Here is a 19,836-nt window from a genome sequence, read left to right on the forward strand (position 1 = left end):
CCGCCCACTAGACCGCCACCCCGCCCACTAGAGTCGTGCCGTGGCCTCCCGGTTCGTGCCGTACATCGTCGTCGGCGTCCTCCATCTCCTGTCCGTGCTGCTCTCCGGCGTCCTGCCCGGCGCCGAGCAGCTCGTCGCCCTGACCAAGCCGCTGCTGATGCCGGTGCTGCTGGTCTGCCTGCTCTGGGCTCTGCCGGTGCGTCGCGGCGAGGTGGCTGTGCTCGGCTCGCTGGCCGTCCTCTTCGGCTGGCTGGGCGACGTGTCCCTGATGGATGTGGGCCCCGGCTTCGTGATCGGCCTCGGCTTCTTCCTGCTTGCGCATCTCGCGTACGTCGTGCTGTTCTGGCGCAGGATGCGCGTGCGCAGGCCGCCGTGGTGGGTCGCCGTCTACCTGCTCTGGTTCGCCGCGCTGCTCGGCGTGCTCGCCCCGCACGCCGGCGTGCTGCTCGTGCCGCTGGCGGCGTACGGGCTCGCCCTCGTCGCGCTCGGCGCATCCGGGGCCGCCTGCAACAGCTGGATCGCGGTCGGTGCCGCCTGCTTCGTCGTCTCGGACAGCCTGCTCGGCCTCGACAGGTTCCTGCCCGGCTTCGCCCTGTGGCAGGTGGACGCGCTGATCATGCTGACCTACATCGTCGCCCAGGGACTGATCTGCTTCGGCATCGTGCGCAGGATGCGTGCCGCAGTGCCCGCCGCCCCTGCGCCGCTCGCGCCCGTGGTGGGAGGCTAGGCCGGTTCGCCTACCGACCGCCGGGCCGCCCGGTCTATCGTGCCGCCGCCCGCGCCTCCACCGCGCGGTCGACCAACGTGGCGGCCACCAGCGCCGACGCCACCACCGCCACCCCGATGGCCACGCCGATCAGCCCGATCACCGGCGACGCCAGCGGCAGGGCGAGCAGCAGGACCACGGCGATCCCGGTCTTGAGCGGCCGCACCACCACCTCGTCCACCAGCGGTCTGTGCAGCACGTACAGCATCACCAGGAACACCGCGACGGGCACGACCACCGCGTACTCCACCACCGTGTCGGACAGCGTGACCCCGCCCTCCGAGCCGCGCTGCACCGCCGTCTCCAGTCCAGCGCCGAGCGCAGCGAGCGAGGCGAACACGAGGTAGTGCCCGTAGCCCCAGTAGAACGAGCGACCGCGCCGCGACCGCAGCCCCTCCGCCGCGGGCTCGAGGAAGTACAGCCACCAGAGCGCGAACAGCAGCACCAGTCCCGCGGAGGCGATCACCACCAGCGTGACCGAGACGCCGTTCGCCTCCAGCGCCTTCTGCACCCCGATGGCCGACGCGGACACCGACTCGCCGAGCACGATGATCGTGAACAGCCCGTACCGTTCGGCGATGTGATGCGGATGCCAGGAGGTCTTGCCCGTCCGCTCCGCCCAGATCGGGACGGAGAGGTCGAGGGCCGCCGCGATCAGGAACGTCCACAGCCCGGTCTCCGGAGGCAGGAACAGTCTGGACACCCACAGCACCTGCACCGCCGACACCCCCGCCGCGTAGCGGAAGGCCGTCACCCTGCCCTGTGGATGCTCGATCCCGGCCCTGATCCACTGGCTCACCAGCCCGACGCGCATGATCAGGTAGCCGATCGTGATGGCGGTGAAGTCGCCGCCGCCGAACGCGCTCGGGACCCCGGCGGCGAGCACCAGGACGCCGCCCATCTGCACGAGCGTCGTGATCCGGTACGGCACGTCGTCGGTGTCGTATGCCGACGCGAACCAGGTGAAGTTCATCCACGCCCACCAGATCGCGAAGAACACGGTCAGGTACGGCCCGATGTCGGCGGAGAGGTGCCCGTGCAGAGTGCCTTCCGCGAGCTGCGCCGCCACCTGGGCAATGGCGACCACGAAGGTCAGGTCGAACAGCAGTTCGAGCGGGCTCGAGACGCGATGGGCCTCGTCGGTCGCGCGGCCGGTCATCGGGATGCGGAAGGCGCTGGTCATGCATTCATTGTGGCCGAGGGGAGGGGCAGGCGGTGGGGCGCGTGCGCCGCCCGGCCGGGTGCGCCAGCATAGGGGTATGCTCCGCCGCCATCCCGTCCTCAGCATCGTCACGGCCCTCTACCTGGTCGCGGTCGGCTGGATCACCCTGTCGTCGCAGCCGCAGGACTCGGAGCAGAACACGTTCATCCGGGATGTCATCGCGCAGATCGGGCGGTTCCCCGCCACCTCCTGGGTCACGTACAACGGGGTCGAGTTCACCGCGAACATCGCGATGTTCGTGCCGATGGGCGTGCTGTTCACCCTGCTGCTCGGGATGCGCAGGTGGTGGGTCGCGCTGCTCATCGGCGTCGTCGCCACCTGCACCATCGAGTTCATCCAGCTGTTCCTGCCGACCAGGTACAGCGACGTGCGCGACCTCATCGCGAACACGGCGGGAACACTGATCGGGATCGGCGTGGTCGCGCTGATCACGTGGCTGAAACGACGCGGGAATAGTCAGGGCACACCGTCCGTTGATGACGATATCCATGCAAACGCATTGAAATAGGGAGCAGCGGAAATGCAGTTCGGAATCTTCAGTGTCGGCGACATCACCACCGACCCCACCACCGGTCACACCCCGACCGACGCCTCGCGGTTGCAGGACGTCCTCACCATCGCCCAGCACGCGGAAGAGGTCGGCCTCGACGTCTTCGCGATGGGGGAGCACCACAACCCGCCGTTCTTCCCGTCGAGCCCTGTCGCCATCAACAGCTACCTCGCCGCCAAGACCAGCCGCATCATCCTCTCCACGGCCACCACGCTGATCACCACGAACGACCCGGTACGCATCGCCGAGGAGTACGCGATGCTGCAGCACCTGTCCGGCGGCCGGATGGACCTCACCCTCGGACGCGGGAACACCGGTCCGGTGTACCCGTGGTTCGGCGAGGACATCCGCCAGGGCATCCCGCTCGCGCTCGAGAAGTACGCGCTGCTGCGCCGGCTCTGGACCGAGGAGTTCGTGGACTGGGAGGGACGCTTCCGCACACCGCTGCAGGGCTTCCAGTCGACCCCGCGCCCGCTCGACGACGTGCCCCCGTTCGTCTGGCACGGCAGCATCCGCAGCCCGGAGATCGCCGAGCAGGCCGCGTACTACGGTGACGGCTTCTTCGCGAACCACATCTTCTGGCCGGCATCGCACACCCAGCAGATGATCGCCCTCTACCGTCAGCGCTTCGAGCACTACGGTCACGGCGCCGCCGACCAGGCGATCGTCGGCCTCGGCGGTCAGGTGTTCATGCGCAAGAACTCGCAGGATGCCGTCGCAGAGTTCCGCCCGTACTTCGACAACGCGCCGGTGTACGGCCACGGCCCGACGCTCGAGGAGTTCACCTCGCAGACGCCGCTGACCGTCGGCAGCCCCCAGGAGGTCATCGACCGCACCCTCGGCTTCCGCGACTACGTCGGCGACTACCAGCGCCAGCTCTGGCTGATGGACCACGCCGGCCTTCCGCTGAAGACCGTGCTGGAGCAGCTCGATATCCTCGGCGGGGAGGTCGTGCCCGTGCTCCGCAAGGAGTTCGCGAAAGACCGTCCCTCCCATGTGCCGGACGGCCCGACCCACGCCGCGATGGTCGCCGAGCGCGACGCCGCGGAGCTCGTGGCCGACGCCGACGCAGCAGGCGCGGACGCCGCATCCACTGTTTCGGAGGTGAAGTGATGACCGCCAGGAAGATCGCCGTGATCTCGGCCGGCCTCAGCCAGCCGTCGTCGTCCAGGTTGCTGGCCGACCGGCTCGCCGAGGCGACCGTCCGCCGGCTGGAGGAGCAGGGCGTCGAGGTCGAGGTGACCACGATCGAGCTGCGGGATGTGGCGAAAGACGTGACCAACAACCTCCTCGCCGGGTTCCCCAGCCCCGCGCTCGCCGACGTCATCGAGACGGTGACGGGAGCCGACGGCCTGATCGCCGTGACGCCCATCTTCACCACGAGCTACAGCGGGATGTTCAAGTCGTTCTTCGACATCCTCGACCCGACAGCGCTCGACGGGATGCCCGTGCTGATCGGCGCGACCGGAGGAACCGAACGGCACTCGCTCGCCCTCGAATACGCGATGCGCCCGATGTTCACCTACCTGCACAGCGTCGTCGTGCCGACCTCGGTCTACGCGGCGTCGGCGGACTGGGGGAGCGGAGCGGACACGGTCAAGGCGCTGCCCGACCGCATCGAGCGCGCCGCCGGCGAGTTCTCCACGCTGGTGAGCGCGTCCGACCGCTCGTCGCGCATCACGGATCCCTTCGCCCTCGACGGCGACTTCGCCTCGATGATCGGCGGGTTCCAGGGGGACTAGTCCTCCTGCTGCTCCTCCCGCCCGCGAGTAGGTTCAGTGCATGACCGACGCCGTCGAGAAGTCCAGGCCGGATGCGCCACCGCTGTTTTTCGAAGCGGAGGCCGCCGGCCTGGACTGGCTCGCCGCCGTGACTCCCTCCGGCGGAGCGCGGGTGGTCGGCGTCGTGGAGGTGGCCCCCGGCCGGATCGTGCTCGAACGCGTCCAGGAGGCGCGCCCCACCCCGGATGCCGCCCGTGCCTTCGGCGCTGCCCTCTCGGTGACCCACGCCGCGGGCGCCGCCGCGTTCGGTGCTGCGCCGGACGGCTGGGACGGCCCGCTGTTCATCGGCAAGCGCCCGCTGCCGGTCGCCGCCGAGTCGTCCTGGGGCCGGTTCTACGCGCGCGACCGCGTTCTGCCGTACCTGGACATCGCGGTGAACGCCGGCGGCGTGTCCGCTGCGCAGCTGCCGGTGATCAGGGAGGCCGTCGACCGGGTCGCGTCCGGCGAGCTCGACGACGGTGAGCCTCCCGCCCGCATCCACGGGGATCTGTGGAACGGCAACCTGCTGTGGGATGCGCGCGGCTGCGTGCTCATCGACCCGGCGGCCCACGGCGGCCACGGCGAGACCGACCTCGCCATGCTCGCCCTGTTCGGCGCCCCGCTGCTCGACGAGATCACGGCGGGGTACGACGCCGCCCGGCCGCTGCGCGCCGGCTGGCGGGAGCGCATCCCGCTGCACCAGCTGCATCCACTGGCCGTGCACGCCGCGTCGTACGGGCCGTCGTACGGCGACGCGCTGGCCGCCGCCGCGCGCGCCACGCTCGCGCTCCCGCTGCCGGAATAACGGCCTCACCTGCTAGGATTCTTGTGGTTGGCTGCATGCCGACCGCAAACTCAATACTGAGTACCAAACGGAGCAGGCTGGCAGGAGCTGGTCCTCGGTGGTGGTATCCGGATGCGAATGGCAGCTCTGACAGGCGCGCAACCGTGTATTTCTACTGATGGCCAGACGGGCACAGAACCGCGCCGGGACATCGTCCTGCGCGCAGGAAGCCGCACGTACACGGAGGACTTCCGTGTCGATCTGCCTGTTCCCCTGCTCCGATGGAGGAGTCGCCGCCCATACGGGGCGACGACGTAAAACAAAGGAGAAAGACCTCTTGGAAGGTCCCGAAATCAAGTTCGCCGAAGCAGTCCTGGACAATGGACGATTCGGCACTCGCACGGTCCGGTTCGAGACCGGACGCCTCGCACAGCAGGCACAGGGCGCCGTCGCCGCCTACCTCGACGAGGAGACCATGCTGCTGAGCGCGACCAGCGCCAGCAAGCACCCGAAGGACAACTTCGACTTCTTCCCGCTGACCGTCGACGTCGAAGAGCGTTCGTACGCAGCAGGCAAGATCCCCGGCTCGTTCTTCCGTCGTGAAGGCCGTCCGTCGACCGAGGCCATCCTGGTCTGCCGTCTGATCGACCGGCCCCTGCGTCCGTCGTTCGTCGACGGCCTGCGCAACGAGGTCCAGATCGTTATCACCGTCCTGAGCATCGCTCCCGACGAGTTCTACGACGCTCTCGCGATCAACGCCGCATCCATGTCGACTCAGATCTCCGGCCTGCCGTTCAGCGGCCCGATCGCCGCGGTGCGCCTCGCGCTCATCCCGGGCAACGGTGCTGCAGAAGACCAGTGGATCGCGTTCCCGAAGGCGTCGCAGCTGGAGGAGGCCGTCTTCGACATCGTCGTCGCCGGTCGCGTCATCACGGACAAGAACGGCCAGGAAGACGTCGCGATCATGATGGTCGAGGCCGAGGCCACCGAAGGCAGCTGGAACCTCATCCAGGCCGGCGCCACCAAGCCCAACGAAGAGGTCGTCGCACAGGGCCTCGAGGCCGCGAAGCCGTTCCTCAAGCAGCTCGTCGCCGCGCAGAACGTCGTCGCGGAGCAGGCTGCCAAGGCCATCGCCGACTACCCGGTGTTCCTGCCGTACTCGCAGGAGACGTACGACAACGTCGCCGGCCTCGCGTACGACGAACTGGTGAACGTCTACCAGATCGCCGACAAGATCGAGCGCCAGAACGCCGACGACGCCCTCAAGGACCGCGTCAAGGTGGCCCTGACCGAGAAGGTCGAGGCCGGTGCGCTTCCCGCAGAGGTGCTCACGCAGTTCTCCGCGGCGTACAAGTCGGTCTCCAAGGTCGTCATGCGCGGACGCGTCCTCCGCGAGGGCATCCGCATCGACGGCCGTGGCCTCACCGACATCCGTCCGCTCGACGCCGAGGTGCAGGTCATCCCGCGCGTTCACGGTTCGGCGATCTTCCAGCGCGGAGAGACCCAGATCCTGGGCGTCACCACGCTGAACATGCTCAAGATGGAGCAGCAGATCGACTCCCTGTCGCCTGTCACGAAGAAGCGCTACCTGCACCACTACAACTTCCCGCCGTACTCGACCGGTGAGACCGGCCGCGTCGGTTCGCCGAAGCGTCGCGAGATCGGGCACGGCTTCCTCGCCGAGCGCGCCCTCGTGCCGGTGCTGCCGAGCCGCGACGAGTTCCCGTATGCGATCCGCCAGGTGTCCGAGGCTCTCGGCTCCAACGGCTCGACGTCGATGGGCTCCGTCTGCGCATCCACCCTGTCCCTGCTGAACGCCGGTGTGCCGCTGCGCGCCCCGGTCGCCGGCATCGCGATGGGCCTCATCTCCGACACCGTCGACGGTGAGACCCGTTACGCGGCCCTCACCGACATCCTCGGTGCGGAGGACGCGCTCGGCGACATGGACTTCAAGGTCGCCGGCACGAGCGAGTTCGTCACGGCGATCCAGCTCGACACCAAGCTCGACGGCATCCCCTCCGCCGTTCTGGCCGGTGCGCTGAAGCAGGCGAAGGATGCTCGGACGACCATCCTCAGCGTGCTGAACGCCGCCATCGACCAGCCGGACGAGATGGCCCCGACCGCGCCCCGCGTGATCTCGGTCCAGATCCCCGTCGACAAGATCGGTGAGCTGATCGGCCCGAAGGGCAAGACGATCAACGCCATCCAGGACGAGACCGGCGCCGACATCTCCATCGAGGAGGACGGCACCGTCTACATCGGCGCCGTCGACGGCCCGTCGGCCGAGGCAGCCCGCGCCCAGGTGAACGCGATCGCGAACCCCACCAACCCGGAGGTCGGCGAGCAGTTCCTCGGAACCGTCGTCAAGATCGCCGCGTTCGGTGCGTTCGTCTCGCTGCTCCCGGGCAAGGACGGCCTGCTGCACATCTCCGAGGTGCGCAAGCTCGCCGGTGGCAAGCGTGTCGAGAACGTCGAAGACGTGCTCGGCGTCGGCCAGAAGATCCTGGTGGAGATCACCAAGATCGACGACCGCGGCAAGCTGTCGCTCGCCCCGGTGCTCGCCGAGGCCGACGACGCGGACACCCACGGCCGCGACGCCGCCAGCGAGGGCCCCACGGCTCCCGCCGAAGGCGAGTAGTCCCGTTTCCACGAAGGCCGTCCCGACTCCGTCGGGGCGGCCTTCGTCGTCCCCGCCGATAGCTGCGGTCAGCGCGCGGCGTCTCTGGCGAGCAGGGGATGCAGGCGGTAGGCGATGAGCTCGCCCATGTCGAGCGCGGTCTCTGCGCGTTCGACGCCCTCGGCGGCCTGGATGGCGCCGGTGATCCGGAACAGGTCTTCCGCGTCCGTGCAGACGACGCGCACGAGCAGGTCGGACGGGCCGGAGAGCCCGTGCGCAGACACGATCTCCGGGATGGTCGCCAGCTGCTCCACGATCGTCGCGAGCTTCTGCTGGTGCACGTGCACCGTCACGAACGCGGCCAGCGGGTAACCGGCGGCGTTGGCGCTGATCCGGCGATCGAACGACAGGAACACCCCGGACCGCTCCAGCTCCGCCACTCGCGACTGCACCGTGTTGCGGCTCAGGCCGAGGCGGTCGGCGAGCGTCACGTTGGACGATCGGGGGTCCTCCGTGAGGGCCACGAGGATGCGTCGGTCGGTGCTGTCGATAGTGCGCATAGTGTGAAAGCTAGCACGCGGCGACACGGCCGAATAGTGCAGGTTGCACGGTCGACACGCCGATGGTTGTGCGTGGTGATCCGAAAGCGTAACGTTCCGGGTAATTCCGGCAAGGACGCCGGAAGCCGGTCCACAGCGCCACAAGCGTGAGGGCCGGGCGCGAGAGTGAAGGTTGCGTGAACCGTGACGATCGACAATCAGCCTGACATCCGGATGTCCGACGACGACGGCCGGATGGACGATGTGCACCTCGGCGAGCTGCGGCTCGGCGGCATCGACACCGTGCAGCTCCTGACTCCCGACGGGATGCGGTTGAGCGACGACAGGTACGACGCCTGGATCTCCGACATCGGCGACGAGCAGCTCCTCTCCTTCTACGAGGACATGGTCGTCATCCGCCGCATCGACACCGAGGCGACCGCGCTGCAGCGTCAGGGCGAGCTGGGACTCTGGCCGCCGCTGCTCGGCCAGGAGGCCGCCCAGATCGGCTCCGGCCGCGCCCTCCGCTCCGACGACTTCGTCTTCTCCAGCTACCGCGAGAACGGCGTCGCGTACTGCCGCGGCGCCCAGCTCACCGACCTGGTCAGGGTCTGGCGCGGCACGGCGCAGTCCGGCTGGAACCCGTACGACATCAACATGGCCACCCCGCAGGTCATCATCGGCGCGCAGACGCTGCACGCCACCGGATACGCGCTCGGCATCCAGGCCGACGGCACCGACGCGGTCGCCGTCGCATACTTCGGCGACGGCGCCACCAGCGAGGGCGACGTGAACGAGGCGATGATCTTCGCCGCGACCTATGCCGCCCCCGTCATCTTCTTCTGCCAGAACAACCAGTACGCGATCTCCGAGCCCGTCGCGCTGCAAGCGCAGCGGCCGATCGCCGAACGCGCTCCCGGGTTCGGCATCCCGAGTGTGCGGGTGGACGGCAACGACGTGCTCGCCGTGCTCGCGGTGATGCGCTCTGCGCTCGAACGGGCGCGGTCGGGAGGCGGCCCGACCTTCATCGAGGCGGTCACATACCGGATGGGCCCGCACACCACTGCAGACGACCCCACGCGCTACCGCGACCCCTCCGAGCTCGAGCAGTGGAAGGTGAAGGACCCGATCGCTCGCGTCGGCGCATACCTCAGCCGCAGCGGCGCGCTGGACGCCGCCCGCGAGGAGCAGGTCGCCGCGAAGGCCGACGCCGTCGCCGCCGAGCTGCGCGCCGGATGCGTCTCCCTGCCGGATCCCGACCCGATGACCGTGTTCGACAACGTGTACGCCGAAGCGCACACCGGGATCGCCCGCGAGCGCGACCACTACTCCCGCTACCTCAGAACCTTCGTCGGAGGTGACTCGCGATGACGACGCTGACCATGGCGAAGGCCATCAACGCCGGGCTCCGCCACGCGCTGGCGGACGATGACCACGTGGTGCTGATGGGCGAGGACATCGGCACCCTCGGCGGCGTCTACCGGGTGACGGACGGCCTGCAGACCGAGTTCGGCCCGCGCAGGGTGATGGATTCCCCGCTCGCCGAGTCCGGCATCCTGGGCACGGCGGTGGGTATGGCGTACCGCGGGTACCGTCCGGTGGTGGAGATCCAGTTCGACGGGTTCATCTACCCGGCGTTCGACCAGATCGTGAGCCAGGTGGCGAGGATGCACTACCGGACGGCCGGCGCCGTGCGGATGCCGATCACCATCCGGGTGCCGTTCGCGGGCGGGATCGGCGCTGCCGAGCACCACTCCGACTCTCCGGAGGCCTACTTCGCGCACGCGGCGGGGCTGCGGGTGGTCAGCCCGTCCGGTCCGGAGGACGCGTACACGCTCATCCGGCAGGCCATCGCCTCCGACGACCCCGTGCTGTATTTTGAGCCGAAGCGCCGCTACCACGTGAAAGGCGAGGTGGATGAGGACGCCCCACTCGCCGACGCCCGGCCGATGGGCACGGCGCGCGTGGTCGTCCCCGGAAGCGATGTGACCCTCGTGACCTACGGTGGCCTGGTGCAGACCGCCAGGGATGCGGCCGCCGCTGCCGCCGACGACGGCGTCTCCATCGAGGTGATCGACCTGCGCTGCCTCTCGCCGCTCGACGTCGACACCGTCGCCGCCTCCGTGCGGAAGACCGGCCGCCTGGTGATCTCGCACGAGGCCGCGCTGTCCGGCGGGATGGGGGCGGAGATCGCCGCGTCCATCACCGAGCGCTGCTTCTACCATCTGGAGCACGCGCCGGTGCGCGTCACCGGCCACGACATCCCGTACCCGGCCGCGAAGCTGGAGGGGGCGCACCTGCCCGACCTCGACCGCATCCTGGACGGCGTGGACCGCGCGCTGGACCGCCCGAACTCGCTGAGCGGGGTGGAGGAACTGTGACCGTCAAGGAGTTCGCCCTCCCGGATCTCGGCGAGGGGCTGACGGAGTCCGAGCTGGTGAGCTGGCGGGTCGCGGTGGGGGACACGGTGCAGCTGAACCAGATCATCGCCGAGGTGGAGACCGCGAAGGCGCTGGTCGAGCTGCCTGCGCCGTACGAGGGCCGCGTGTCGCAGCTGTTCGTGGAGCCGGGCGTGACGGTGTCGGTGGGGGAGCGGATCGTGGCGTTCGAGGTGGGCGGCCCGGAGGAGCCCGCACCGGATGCGCCGACTCGGGACGCGCAGGAGCCCGCCGTCGTGGACGCCCCGGAGCCCAACCTGGTCGGCTACGGCGCGAAGGCCGAGTCGACGGCGCGACCGCAACGCCGTGCCCGGGTGGCGGCGTTCGCGGCGGGGGCGACGACGGTTCCGGATGCGCGGGTGACGGCGCCGTCCGACGTGCCCAGCGCTGCACCTACCGCCGACCGGCCGCGCAGCACGCCTCCCGTGCGGAAGCTCGCGCGTGAGCACGGGGTCGACCTCGCGAGCATCGCGGGAACCGGCGAGCGCGGGCTGGTCACGCGGCACGATCTCGAGGCGTTCCTGGAGGCTGCGACCGGCGCCGCCTCGACGGGTGCGACCACTGCCGCCTCCGCGGCAACGTCCACGGGCCGCGAGACGCGCATCCCGATCAAGGGGGTGCGCAAGGCGACGGCCGAGGCGATGGTGCGCAGTGCGTTCACCGCTCCGCAGGCGACCGTCTTCCTCACCGTCGACGCCACGCCGACGATGGAGTTGGTCGAACGACTGCGGGCGGCCGCCGAGAGCCCGGAGCGCCGCCCAGGCCTCCTCACCGTCATCGCGAAGGCGCTCTGCATCGCCGTCCGCCGCACGCCGGAGGTCAACGCGCGCTGGGACGACCCGGCGCAGGAGATCGTGCAGTTCGGCTACGTCAACCTCGGGATCGCGGCCGCGACGCCGCGCGGGCTGGTCGTGCCGACGGTGCGGGATGCTGACGCGCTCGGCCTCGGCGACCTGGCCGCGAGCATCCGAAGCCTGGCGGAGACCGCGCGGGCAGGACGCACCGCGCCGGAGAGCATGACGGGCGGGACGATCACGATCACGAACGTGGGAGTGTTCGGGATCGACGCCGGCACGCCCATCCTGACGCCGGGCGAGGCCGCGATCCTCGCGGTCGGCGCCGTACGTCGGCAGCCGTGGGAGTTCCGCGGCGAGGTCGCGCTGCGCGACGTGCTGACGCTCGCGCTCTCGTTCGACCACCGCCTGGTGGACGGCGAGCAGGCCGCCCGTTTCCTCGCGGACATCGGCCGGATCGTCTCCGACCCTGCCTCCGTCCTCACGATGGTCTGACGCCTCCGCATCCGTTCGAGCGGAGATCCCGGTCCTCCGGCCCCGGATCTCCGCACCAACGGAGGAATCCGCGGCGCGTCGGCCCGAACCTCCGCGCGAACCACAAAAACGGAACCTCGGGGAGACACGCCGCCGGGAACTCCGTTTGGACGGACTTTCGGCCGCATCTCGGGCAGTTCTCCGGTGGAGCGGTGTGCTGGCGGCGCGGTGGCGGACGCGGCCCGGCCTACGCGTGCAGGGCGGCGTTGAGCTCGACGCCGCCGCCTGCGCGGCGGAGGACCTCGACGGCGCCCGTGAGCGAGTTGCGGCGGAAGAGCAGGCCGGGCACGCCGGACAGCTCGACGGCCTTGACGGTGCGGGGTGCGCCGTCGGCCGTGGGCGCGTCTCCGACGAGCACGACCTTGGTGCCCGCGGTCACGTACAGCCCGGCCTCGACGACGCTGTCGTCGCCGATCGAGATGCCGATGCCCGAGTTCGCGCCGAGCAGCGCCCGCTCTCCGATGGCGACCCGCTGGGTGCCTCCGCCGCTGAGCGTTCCCATGATGGATGCGCCGCCGCCGATGTCGGAGCCGTCGCCGACCACGACGCCCTGCGAGATGCGGCCCTCGACCATCGAGGTGCCGAGCGTGCCGGCGTTGAAGTTGACGAAGCCCTCGTGCATCACCGTCGTGCCGGGGGCGAGGTGCGCGCCGAGCCGCACGCGGGAGGCGTCGGCGATGCGCACGCGGTCGGGCGTCACGTAGTCGAGCAGGCGCGGGAACTTGTCGATGCCGGTCACCTGGATGCCCGCCCGCTGCAGCTGCGGGCGCAGCCGGGAGTAGTCGGCGGGATGCACGGGGCCCGCGTTGGTCCACGCCACGATCGGCAGGTGGCTGAAGACGCCGTCGAGGTTCACCGTGTTCGGGGCGGCGAGCAGGTGCGAGAGCAGGTGGAGGCGGAGGTACGCATCCGGGGTGGAGGCCGGAGCGGCATCCAGGTCGATCTCGACCGTCACGATGTCGACGCGCACGTTGCGGCGGGCGTCTTCGACGGCCAGCGCCTCGAACTCGGCCGGAGCGATCCAGCGGTCGCGCCCGGCGGGCAGGGAACCCAGCCGCGGCTCGGGGAACCAGGTGTCGAGCACGGTGCCGTCGCCTGCGACGGTCGCGAGGCCGTAGCCCCAGGCGGTGCGGGGGGATGCTGGCGCGGCGGATTCGGAGGAAACGTCGGAGGGCATGGCTCTAGATTAGTAGGGTGCCTCTCGACCTCAGCGCCTCGTCCATCGACATCACCCGCCAGATCTGCGACATCGAATCGGTGTCGGGCAACGAGAAGGAACTGGCCGACGCGATCGTGGAGGCGCTCAGCGGCCTCGATCATTTGGAGATCATCCGCGACGGCGACACCGTCGTCGCGCGCACCGATCTCGGCAGGGAGCGCCGCGCCGTCATCGCCGGTCACATCGACACCGTGCCGCTGAACGACAACCTGCCCACCCGCTTCGAGACCGCGGACGGCATCCAGTACCTCTGGGGCCGCGGCACGGTGGACATGAAGTCCGGCACCGCCGTGCAGCTGAAGCTCGCCGCCGAGCTCACCGACCCGGCCATCGACATCACCTGGATGTGGTACGACCACGAGGAGGTCTCCGCCGACCTCAACGGCCTCGGCCGCCTCGCCCGCAACCGGCCCGACCTGTTCCGGGGCGACTTCGCCATCCTGGGCGAGCCGAGCAACGGCGTCGTCGAGGGCGGCTGCAACGGCAACCTGCGCGTCGAGGTGCGCACGTACGGACTGCGGGCGCACTCGGCCCGCGGCTGGATCGGCGACAACGCCATCCATAAGGCCACGCCCATCCTGGACACCCTGGCGGCGTACACGGCGCGCGAGGTCGAGGTCGACGGGCTCGTCTACCGCGAGGGCCTGAACGCGGTCGGCATCACCGGTGGCGTCGCCGGCAACATCATCCCGGACGAGTGCATGGTGCACATCAACTACCGGTTCGCGCCGTCCCGCACCTCCGAGGAAGCCGTCGCGCACATGCACGAGCTGTTCGGCGACTACGAGATCACCGTCGTCGACCGTGCGGACGGCGCCCGCCCCGGACTGGATGCGCCGCTCGCGCAGGAGTTCCTCGCCGCGGTCGGCGGAACGGCCAAGCCGAAGTATGGCTGGACGGACGTGGCGCGGTTCAGCGCGATGGGCATCCCGGCTGTCAACTACGGCCCCGGCGACCCGCTGAAGGCGCACGCAGACGACGAGCGCGTCGCGGTCGACCAGATCACCGCCGTCGAGGCGGGACTCCGCGCCTGGCTGACCGGTGCTTCCCGCCGCTGACGTCGAGGCGCCGCCGGCGGCGGGCGGCCTCCAGCGCACCTGGGCGCGCTGGTGGGTGCGGGTGCTGGCCGTGTACGCGGCGAGCAGGGTCGTCTCCACCGTCTTCCTGCTGATCTTCGCAAGCGTGCAGGGCAAGAACCCCTGGACGGGAGCGCACCCGGACTACTTCTCGTTCGCGACGATCTGGGACGGGCTCTGGTACAACATCGTCGCCGTATCCGGCTACCCGTCGTCCCTGCCGACGGTCGACGGCATCCACGTCACCGAGAACGCGTGGGCGTTCATGCCTGGATACCCCGGCCTCGTGAACGTCGTCATGTTCCTGACCAGGATGCCGTGGGCCCCCGCCGCCGTCACGGTCTCGGTGCTCTGCGGGGCAGGGGCGGCGCTCGTTTTCAACCGGCTGATGCTGCGGGTCGGCCTGTCCGCGTCGACCAGCCTGTTCGCGGTGGTGCTATTCTGCGTCTCTCCGGTCTCACCGCTGTTCCAGCTGGCGTACGCGGAGTCGCTGTACCTGCTGCTGCTCGCCACCGCCCTGCTGCTGCTCGTCGAGCGGCGGTACGGCTGGCTGTTCCCCGTGGTCACGGTCATGGCGTTCACCCGTCCGAGCGGACTGGCATTCGCGCTGGCACTCGGGATGCACGTGATCTATCGCTGGGTGGTGCGCCGCCGCGACCCGTTCCCGGTGCGCGACCGCATCCTGAGCCTGTCGCTGACGGTGTTCAGCGGGCTGGCCGGGCTGGCGTGGCCCGCCATCGCCGCAGCGGCGACCGGGTCGCTCACGGCGTACACGGACACCGAGCTGGCCTGGCGCTCTCCATACATCGGATACACGCACCTGGTGCCGTTCGCCTCGTGGTTCCAGGGCGCGTACTGGTGGTCGAACGCCATGCTCGGGCTGCCGGGCTGGCTCGGCATCGTGGTGCTCGTGATCGTGCTGGCCCTCTTCGCGATCACGCTGTTCTCGCCCGGTGTGCGCAGGCTCGGCGTCGATCTGCGGTTCTGGATCGTGGCGTACGCGCTGTATCTGCTTGCCGTGTTCTTCCCGCAGTCGAGCACGTTCCGGCTGCTGATGCCGCTGTTCCCGCTGCTCGGCGCGATGGCGCTGCCGCGCAGCAGGGTGTACCGGGTGGGGCTGGTGCTGCTCTTCCTGGCGCTGCAGGTGGGCTGGCTCGCGATCGCCTGGGGTGTCGACGGAGCCGACTGGTCGCCCCCGTGATCGGCGGTCAGCCCCGAACGCGGGTGGATTCGATTTCCGCCCGTCCGCTCCGATGACAGATAATAGACATACATCCACGAAAGGGGAGCTGCATGGCGGCCATGAAGCCGAGGACCGGGGACGGGCCAATGGAGGCTGTGAAGGAGGGTCGGCTCATCATCGTGCGGGTGCCGCTCGAAGGTGGGGGACGGCTCGTCGTCTCCGTCAACGACGCGGAAGCCAAAGAACTTCACGATGCTCTCGCGAGCGTCGTGACGACCTCCTAGCGCACACGAACGAGTACCCGAGGAACGGGCCCCACGGGGCCCGTTCCGCCGTTAAGTCGTCGGTTACGGCGTCAGCTTGGTGAGCTGCAGCAGGCCGTCTCCCGCGGGGGAGAGCGCGGCGATCACGGCGCCGGAGCCCGCGGTCTCCGTGATGAGGGTGCGGAAGCCGGTCGCGACGTCGTCCCGCGCCGCGGGGTCGGAGACGCGGCCCTTCCAGAGCGCGTGCGCCACGAGCACCGTTCCACCGGGGCGGGCGAGGCGGAGGCCGTGCTCGACGTACTCGATGACCGAGCCGGGGTCGGCGTCGACGAAGACGATGTCGTAGGAGTTCTCGTTCATGCGCGGGAGCACATCCAGTGCCCTGCCGGTGATCAGCCGCACCCGGTTGGAGGCGATGCCCGCCTCGGTGAAGAACCCGCGGGCGTGCTGCTGGTGGTCGACCTCGGAGTCGATCGAGGTGAGCTGCGCCTCCGTGCCGCCTGCGAGAAGCCACAGGCCGGAGACGCCGACGCCCGTGCCGATCTCGACGATGCTCTCCGCCGCCGTCGCGGCGACGACGACAGCGGCCTGCGCACCGATGCTCGGCGCGATCGGCTCGATGCCCAGTTCGAGCGACTGCTGCCTGGCGCGCGCGATCACCTCGCTCTCGACGATGACGTCGTCGGCGAACTTCCAATTCGAATCTTTGTCAGACACAGTGCTCCCGATGCTCTCCGGTCCAGGATACGGCCAGGACGCACAGCAACACCGCAGGCGCGACCGCGATACCCTTGCTCCTGTGTTCGGTCTGACTTTCGACAAGTTGCTCATCGTGGCGGTGATCGCTGCCTTCTTGCTCGGACCGGAACGCCTTCCCACCTACGCGGCCAAGCTCGGTAAGTTCACCAGGTCGCTGCGCGATTTCGCGAACGGCGCCAAGACCAGGATGCGCGACGAGATGGGCCCGGAGTTCGACGAGGTCGACTGGAAGAAGCTGGACCCGCGCCAGTACGACCCGCGCCGCATCATCCGCGAGGCGCTGCTCGACGATCCGGCCGCCACGTCGACGGTCACGGAGAGCAGCATCAAGCCGGTGACCGAGTCGGCGTACGCGCAGCGCAAGCGCAAGCTGGAGGCCGGCGCGGTCCCGCCGTTCGACACCGAATCCACCTGAGCGGAAGCCCGCAGCGCTGAATCCTCCGGGGAGGCCCCCGCATCCAATACGATGCGGGAATGATCGCAACGGAGCAGACGGTCGCACGCGCGACGGTCACGCGCTACGCCGTCGGCTCGCTCGGCACGGGCGGCTTCTCCACCCTGCCGGGGCTGGTGCTCGTCTACTACCTGACGGACACGCTCGGCGTCGCCGCGATCGTCGCCGGCCTCGTCGTGACGCTGGCCAAGGTGTGGGATGTGATCATCGACCCGGTGATCGGCGCCCGCTCCGACCGGATGCTCGCCGTCGGCGGGTCTCGCCGCCCGATGATGATCCTGGGCGCGGTCACCCTCCCCGTGCTCTTCCTGCTCACCTTCGCCGTGCCGGTCGGGACGCCCGAGCCGCTCGCGGCCGTGTGGGTGTTCGTGGCGTTCCTGCTGACGGCGACGGCGTTCAGCCTGTTCCAGGTGCCGTATATCGCGCTGCCCGCTGAACTCGCCTCCGGCTACGATCAGCGCACCAGGCTGCTGACCTGGCGCGTCGTGGTGCTCACCTTCGCGATCCTGCTGTTCGGCGCGGGTGGCCCTGCCTTGCGGTCGCTCGGCGGCGACAACCAGTTCGCCGGCTACTTCCTGATGGCGCTCGTCGCCGGTGTGGTGATCGGGGCCGGGATGCTCGTGTCGGCGTTCGTCGCACCGCGCCGGCCGGCATCCACCGTCGTCCCGCCGACGGTGGGCGTGCTCACGACGCTGCGCACGAACTACGCGGCCGGGGTGGCGGCGCTCCGCGACAGCCAGCCGTTCCGGGCGCTGCTGCTGACCTTCCTGCTGCAGGGGCTCGCCACCGGGCTGATGCTCGCCGGGGCCAACTACGTGGCGACCTGGGTGCTGCACTCGGAGGACGCCGTGACGTTCCTGTTCGTCGCGCTGATCGGTCCAGCGCTGATCGTGACTCCGCTGTGGGGCGTGATCTCCCGGAGGATCGGCAAGGAGCGCGGGTTCGCGGCGGCGAGCATCCTGTTCGGGGTCGCCGCGCTGTCGATGCTGCTGCTCGTCTGGTTCCCTGGTGCCTGGGTGTATGCGCCGGTCGCGCTGGTCGGCGCAGGGTACGCCGGGATGCAGTCACTGCCGATGGCGATGCTGCCCGACGTGATCTCGCACGACGCCACCCGTAACGGACCGGGGCGGGCCGGGACGTTCGGCGGGATGTGGACGGCGGGGGAGACCACCGGGATGGCGCTCGGCGCGACCGTGCTGACGATCATCCTGGCGCTCACCGGCTACGTCACCCGGTCGATGACGGAGTCCACGGCGATCGCCGCTGGGCAGCCGGCGAGTGCTGTCGTCGGCATCGTGATCGGTTTCAGCATCGTTCCCGCGGCGATCGTGGCGCTCAGCCTCATCCCGCTCTCCCGGTACGGCCTGCGCAAGGAGGACATTGATGGTCGCGTTTGACTCTGCGGCGATCCTGGGGCGGCTCGCCGCGCTCCGGGCGGCGGACGCCCCGACGCACGGCGGTCGCGTGCTGAGCTACGTCTACGACTCGGGTCTCGCCGAGGTGGACGAGCTGGCCGCGCAGGCGATGCGCCTGGTGCAGCCCGTGAACGGGCTCGACCCCACCACGTTCACCTCGGTGGCCGTGATGGAGCGCGAGGTGCTCGGCTTCGCCCGCGAACTGCTGCACGGCGCGGACGACGTGGTCGGCTCGGTGACGTCGGGCGGCACGGAGTCGTGCCTGCTCGCCGTGAAGACCGCGCGCGACGTCTGGCGGGCGGCGGGAGGCACCGGCCGGGCGCGGATGGTCGCTCCCGTGACGGTGCACGCTGCGTTCCAGAAGGCGGCGCACTACTTCGACGTGGACCTGGAGCTCGTCTCCGTGCATCCGGAGACGGGTGTGGTCGACGCGGACGCGATCGTCGGCAGGCTCGGGGCCGACGTGGCCCTGGTCGTCGTCTCCGCGCCCGGATACCCGCTCGCGGCGCTCGACCCCGTCGAGGCCGTCGCCGCCGCCTGCGCGGACGCCGGCATCGCTCTGCACGTGGATGCCTGCATCGGCGGCTGGATCCTGCCGTTCTGGCGGAACGCCGACGGCACTCCGCTGCCGCTCTGGGATTTCCGCGTTCCCGGCGTCACCAGCATCTCCGCCGACCTGCACAAGTTCGGCTACGCACCGAAGGGCGCGAGCGTGCTGCTGCAGCGCGGCCGCGACCGGCAGAGGATGCAGTACTTCGCGACCACGGGCTGGCCGGGCTATCCGGTGGTCAACCCGACGATGCTCGGCTCCAAGTCGGCCGGAGCCCTCGCGGCGTCCTGGGCGATCGTGCAGGCGCTCGGCGCGCGCGGCTTCGCCGAGCTGGCCGAGTCCTGCCGCCGGGCGACGCGCGCGCTGGCCGACATCATCGGCGACATCGACGGCCTGCGGATCGTGGGGGACCCTGTCGGGCCGCTGCTCGCGGTCGCCACCGACGAGTCCGTTCCTCCCGAGCGCCGCGTCGACCCGCACCACTGGGCGGACAGGGCGGGGCGCCGCGGCTGGCACCTGCAGCTGCAGCCCGGTCTGGTTCAGCCGGACGGAACGCGGCTGCCGCACACCACGCACCTCACGATCACCCCGGTGACCGAGGAGCGCGTGGACGAGCTCGAGGCTGCGCTGCGCGCCTCCGCCGACGAGGTGCGCGGGGTGCCGGCGGTCGACCCGTCCGCGATCCTGGGGGCGCTCCCGCCGGGCCTCGCGGACGGCCCGCTCGACGCGGAGACGGCGTGGGGCGTGCTGCAGGCGATCGGGCTCGCCGGCGCGAGCGACGACGCGTCAGGAGCCACGCTGCCGGACGAGCTGGCGCCGTTCCTCGCGCTGATCGGGGCGCTGCCCCGGCCGCTCACCGAACGTCTGCTGATCGAGCTGCTGGCGCGGATCGTCGAGCCGACCGAGAGCTGAC

19 protein-coding genes are annotated in these 19,836 nt (G+C 70.1%); 15 read left to right on the forward strand and 4 right to left on the reverse strand.

Translation table 11 applies throughout. The annotated features are described in order from the left end of the window. Positions 1-40 precede the first annotated feature (40 nt). A complete protein-coding gene (locus tag B7438_RS09995; protein WP_085369412.1) occupies positions 41-727 on the forward strand; it encodes a lysoplasmalogenase in 687 nt (228 codons plus the stop codon). A gap of 34 nt (positions 728-761) precedes the next feature. Here B7438_RS09995 and B7438_RS10000 read toward each other — a convergent pair whose 3' ends face one another. Next, on the reverse strand, positions 762-1,949 hold the full coding sequence (locus B7438_RS10000) for a low temperature requirement protein A (RefSeq protein ID WP_085369413.1): 1,188 nt from the start codon (positions 1,947-1,949) through the stop codon (positions 762-764). A 76-nt stretch (positions 1,950-2,025) separates the two neighbouring features. Between B7438_RS10000 and B7438_RS10005 the strand changes: the two genes are divergently transcribed. From B7438_RS10005 to B7438_RS10025, 5 genes are all read left to right on the forward strand, one after another. Continuing rightward, a complete protein-coding gene (locus B7438_RS10005; protein WP_085369414.1) occupies positions 2,026-2,496 on the forward strand; it encodes a VanZ family protein in 471 nt (156 codons plus the stop codon). A gap of 12 nt (positions 2,497-2,508) precedes the next feature. Then, positions 2,509-3,651, forward strand: a complete 1,143-nt coding sequence (locus B7438_RS10010) for an LLM class flavin-dependent oxidoreductase (RefSeq protein ID WP_085369415.1) — start codon at positions 2,509-2,511, stop codon at positions 3,649-3,651. Next, positions 3,651-4,280, forward strand: coding sequence for an FMN reductase (locus B7438_RS10015; protein ID WP_085369416.1), 630 nt, complete (start codon positions 3,651-3,653; stop codon positions 4,278-4,280). The genes B7438_RS10010 and B7438_RS10015 overlap by 1 nt, the downstream gene beginning before the upstream one ends. Before the next feature lie 40 nt (positions 4,281-4,320). After that, a complete protein-coding gene (locus B7438_RS10020; protein WP_085369417.1) occupies positions 4,321-5,103 on the forward strand; it encodes a fructosamine kinase family protein in 783 nt (260 codons plus the stop codon). A 316-nt stretch (positions 5,104-5,419) separates the two neighbouring features. Beyond that, on the forward strand, positions 5,420-7,720 hold the full coding sequence (locus B7438_RS10025; protein WP_085369418.1) for a polyribonucleotide nucleotidyltransferase: 2,301 nt from the start codon (positions 5,420-5,422) through the stop codon (positions 7,718-7,720). A 68-nt stretch (positions 7,721-7,788) separates the two neighbouring features. On the opposite strand, the gene B7438_RS10030 is transcribed toward B7438_RS10025, so the two are convergent. Continuing rightward, on the reverse strand, positions 7,789-8,259 hold the full coding sequence (locus B7438_RS10030) for an Lrp/AsnC family transcriptional regulator (RefSeq protein WP_085369419.1): 471 nt from the start codon (positions 8,257-8,259) through the stop codon (positions 7,789-7,791). Positions 8,260-8,493: 234 nt separating this feature from the next. Between B7438_RS10030 and pdhA the strand changes: the two genes are divergently transcribed. Genes pdhA through B7438_RS10045 form a run of 3 tightly spaced genes read left to right on the forward strand, consistent with a single transcriptional unit; the run spans position 8,494 to position 11,965 of the window. After that, entirely contained in the window at positions 8,494-9,609 is a 1,116-nt protein-coding gene (gene pdhA / locus B7438_RS10035; RefSeq protein WP_256921977.1) for a pyruvate dehydrogenase (acetyl-transferring) E1 component subunit alpha, read from the forward strand. Further along, positions 9,606-10,619 carry an alpha-ketoacid dehydrogenase subunit beta gene (locus B7438_RS10040; RefSeq protein ID WP_085369420.1) on the forward strand — a complete coding sequence of 338 codons (1,014 nt, stop codon included), beginning with the start codon at positions 9,606-9,608 and terminating at the stop codon, positions 10,617-10,619. The genes pdhA and B7438_RS10040 overlap by 4 nt, the downstream gene beginning before the upstream one ends. Then, positions 10,616-11,965 carry a dihydrolipoamide acetyltransferase family protein gene (locus tag B7438_RS10045; protein ID WP_085369421.1) on the forward strand — a complete coding sequence of 450 codons (1,350 nt, stop codon included), beginning with the start codon at positions 10,616-10,618 and terminating at the stop codon, positions 11,963-11,965. Before B7438_RS10040 ends, B7438_RS10045 begins: the two co-directional genes overlap by 4 nt. A gap of 226 nt (positions 11,966-12,191) precedes the next feature. Here the strand turns inward: B7438_RS10045 and dapD are convergent, their stop codons facing one another. After that, positions 12,192-13,181: a 2,3,4,5-tetrahydropyridine-2,6-dicarboxylate N-succinyltransferase gene (gene dapD, locus B7438_RS10050; RefSeq protein WP_085369422.1), complete on the reverse strand. Its 990-nt coding sequence runs from the start codon at positions 13,179-13,181 to the stop codon at positions 12,192-12,194. A gap of 17 nt (positions 13,182-13,198) precedes the next feature. Between dapD and dapE the strand changes: the two genes are divergently transcribed. From dapE to B7438_RS10065, 3 genes are all read left to right on the forward strand, one after another. Next, a complete protein-coding gene (dapE, locus tag B7438_RS10055) occupies positions 13,199-14,281 on the forward strand; it encodes a succinyl-diaminopimelate desuccinylase (protein WP_085369423.1) in 1,083 nt (360 codons plus the stop codon). After that, positions 14,265-15,500: a hypothetical protein gene (locus tag B7438_RS10060; protein ID WP_085369424.1), complete on the forward strand. Its 1,236-nt coding sequence runs from the start codon at positions 14,265-14,267 to the stop codon at positions 15,498-15,500. The genes dapE and B7438_RS10060 overlap by 17 nt, the downstream gene beginning before the upstream one ends. A 92-nt stretch (positions 15,501-15,592) precedes the next feature. Then, complete coding sequence (locus tag B7438_RS10065) at positions 15,593-15,766, forward strand: DUF3117 domain-containing protein (protein ID WP_082581279.1); 174 nt, start codon at positions 15,593-15,595, stop codon at positions 15,764-15,766. Between the two features lie 63 nt (positions 15,767-15,829). Here the strand turns inward: B7438_RS10065 and B7438_RS10070 are convergent, their stop codons facing one another. Continuing rightward, complete coding sequence (locus B7438_RS10070; protein WP_085369425.1) at positions 15,830-16,462, reverse strand: O-methyltransferase; 633 nt, start codon at positions 16,460-16,462, stop codon at positions 15,830-15,832. An 82-nt stretch (positions 16,463-16,544) separates the two neighbouring features. On the opposite strand from B7438_RS10070, the gene B7438_RS10075 reads away from it, so the two are divergent. Genes B7438_RS10075 through B7438_RS10085 form a run of 3 tightly spaced genes read left to right on the forward strand, consistent with a single transcriptional unit; the run spans position 16,545 to position 19,835 of the window. Next, positions 16,545-16,919: a twin-arginine translocase TatA/TatE family subunit gene (locus B7438_RS10075; protein WP_085369536.1), complete on the forward strand. Its 375-nt coding sequence runs from the start codon at positions 16,545-16,547 to the stop codon at positions 16,917-16,919. A gap of 59 nt (positions 16,920-16,978) precedes the next feature. Beyond that, the gene (locus B7438_RS10080) at positions 16,979-18,355 is read left to right on the forward strand and encodes an MFS transporter (RefSeq protein ID WP_085369426.1); all 1,377 of its coding nucleotides are present in this window, start codon (positions 16,979-16,981) and stop codon (positions 18,353-18,355) included. Beyond that, positions 18,342-19,835, forward strand: coding sequence for an aspartate aminotransferase family protein (locus B7438_RS10085; RefSeq protein WP_085369427.1), 1,494 nt, complete (start codon positions 18,342-18,344; stop codon positions 19,833-19,835). The genes B7438_RS10080 and B7438_RS10085 overlap by 14 nt, the downstream gene beginning before the upstream one ends. Position 19,836 lies beyond the last annotated feature (1 nt).

Origin of the sequence: Leifsonia sp. NCR5 (assembly GCF_002105485.1) — a bacterium.
In the GTDB taxonomy this organism is placed as follows: Bacteria; Actinomycetota; Actinomycetes; order Actinomycetales; family Microbacteriaceae; genus Leifsonia.

What these genes read in the sequence shown, in the direction of transcription:
- B7438_RS10000 (WP_085369413.1), bottom strand. Translation starts at nt 1,949, where the DNA reads ATGACCAGCGCCTTCCGCATCCCGATGACCGGCCGCGCGACCGACGAG.
- dapD (WP_085369422.1), bottom strand. Translation starts at nt 13,181, where the DNA reads ATGCCCTCCGACGTTTCCTCCGAATCCGCCGCGCCAGCATCCCCCCGC.
- B7438_RS10010 (WP_085369415.1), top strand. Translation starts at nt 2,509, where the DNA reads ATGCAGTTCGGAATCTTCAGTGTCGGCGACATCACCACCGACCCCACC.
- B7438_RS10080 (WP_085369426.1), top strand. Translation starts at nt 16,979, where the DNA reads ATGATCGCAACGGAGCAGACGGTCGCACGCGCGACGGTCACGCGCTAC.
- B7438_RS10030 (WP_085369419.1), bottom strand. Translation starts at nt 8,259, where the DNA reads ATGCGCACTATCGACAGCACCGACCGACGCATCCTCGTGGCCCTCACG.
- B7438_RS10065 (WP_082581279.1), top strand. Translation starts at nt 15,593, where the DNA reads ATGGCGGCCATGAAGCCGAGGACCGGGGACGGGCCAATGGAGGCTGTG.
- B7438_RS10085 (WP_085369427.1), top strand. Translation starts at nt 18,342, where the DNA reads ATGGTCGCGTTTGACTCTGCGGCGATCCTGGGGCGGCTCGCCGCGCTC.
- B7438_RS10005 (WP_085369414.1), top strand. Translation starts at nt 2,026, where the DNA reads ATGCTCCGCCGCCATCCCGTCCTCAGCATCGTCACGGCCCTCTACCTG.
- B7438_RS10040 (WP_085369420.1), top strand. Translation starts at nt 9,606, where the DNA reads ATGACGACGCTGACCATGGCGAAGGCCATCAACGCCGGGCTCCGCCAC.
- B7438_RS10020 (WP_085369417.1), top strand. Translation starts at nt 4,321, where the DNA reads ATGACCGACGCCGTCGAGAAGTCCAGGCCGGATGCGCCACCGCTGTTT.
- pdhA (WP_256921977.1), top strand. Translation starts at nt 8,494, where the DNA reads ATGGACGATGTGCACCTCGGCGAGCTGCGGCTCGGCGGCATCGACACC.
- B7438_RS10015 (WP_085369416.1), top strand. Translation starts at nt 3,651, where the DNA reads ATGACCGCCAGGAAGATCGCCGTGATCTCGGCCGGCCTCAGCCAGCCG.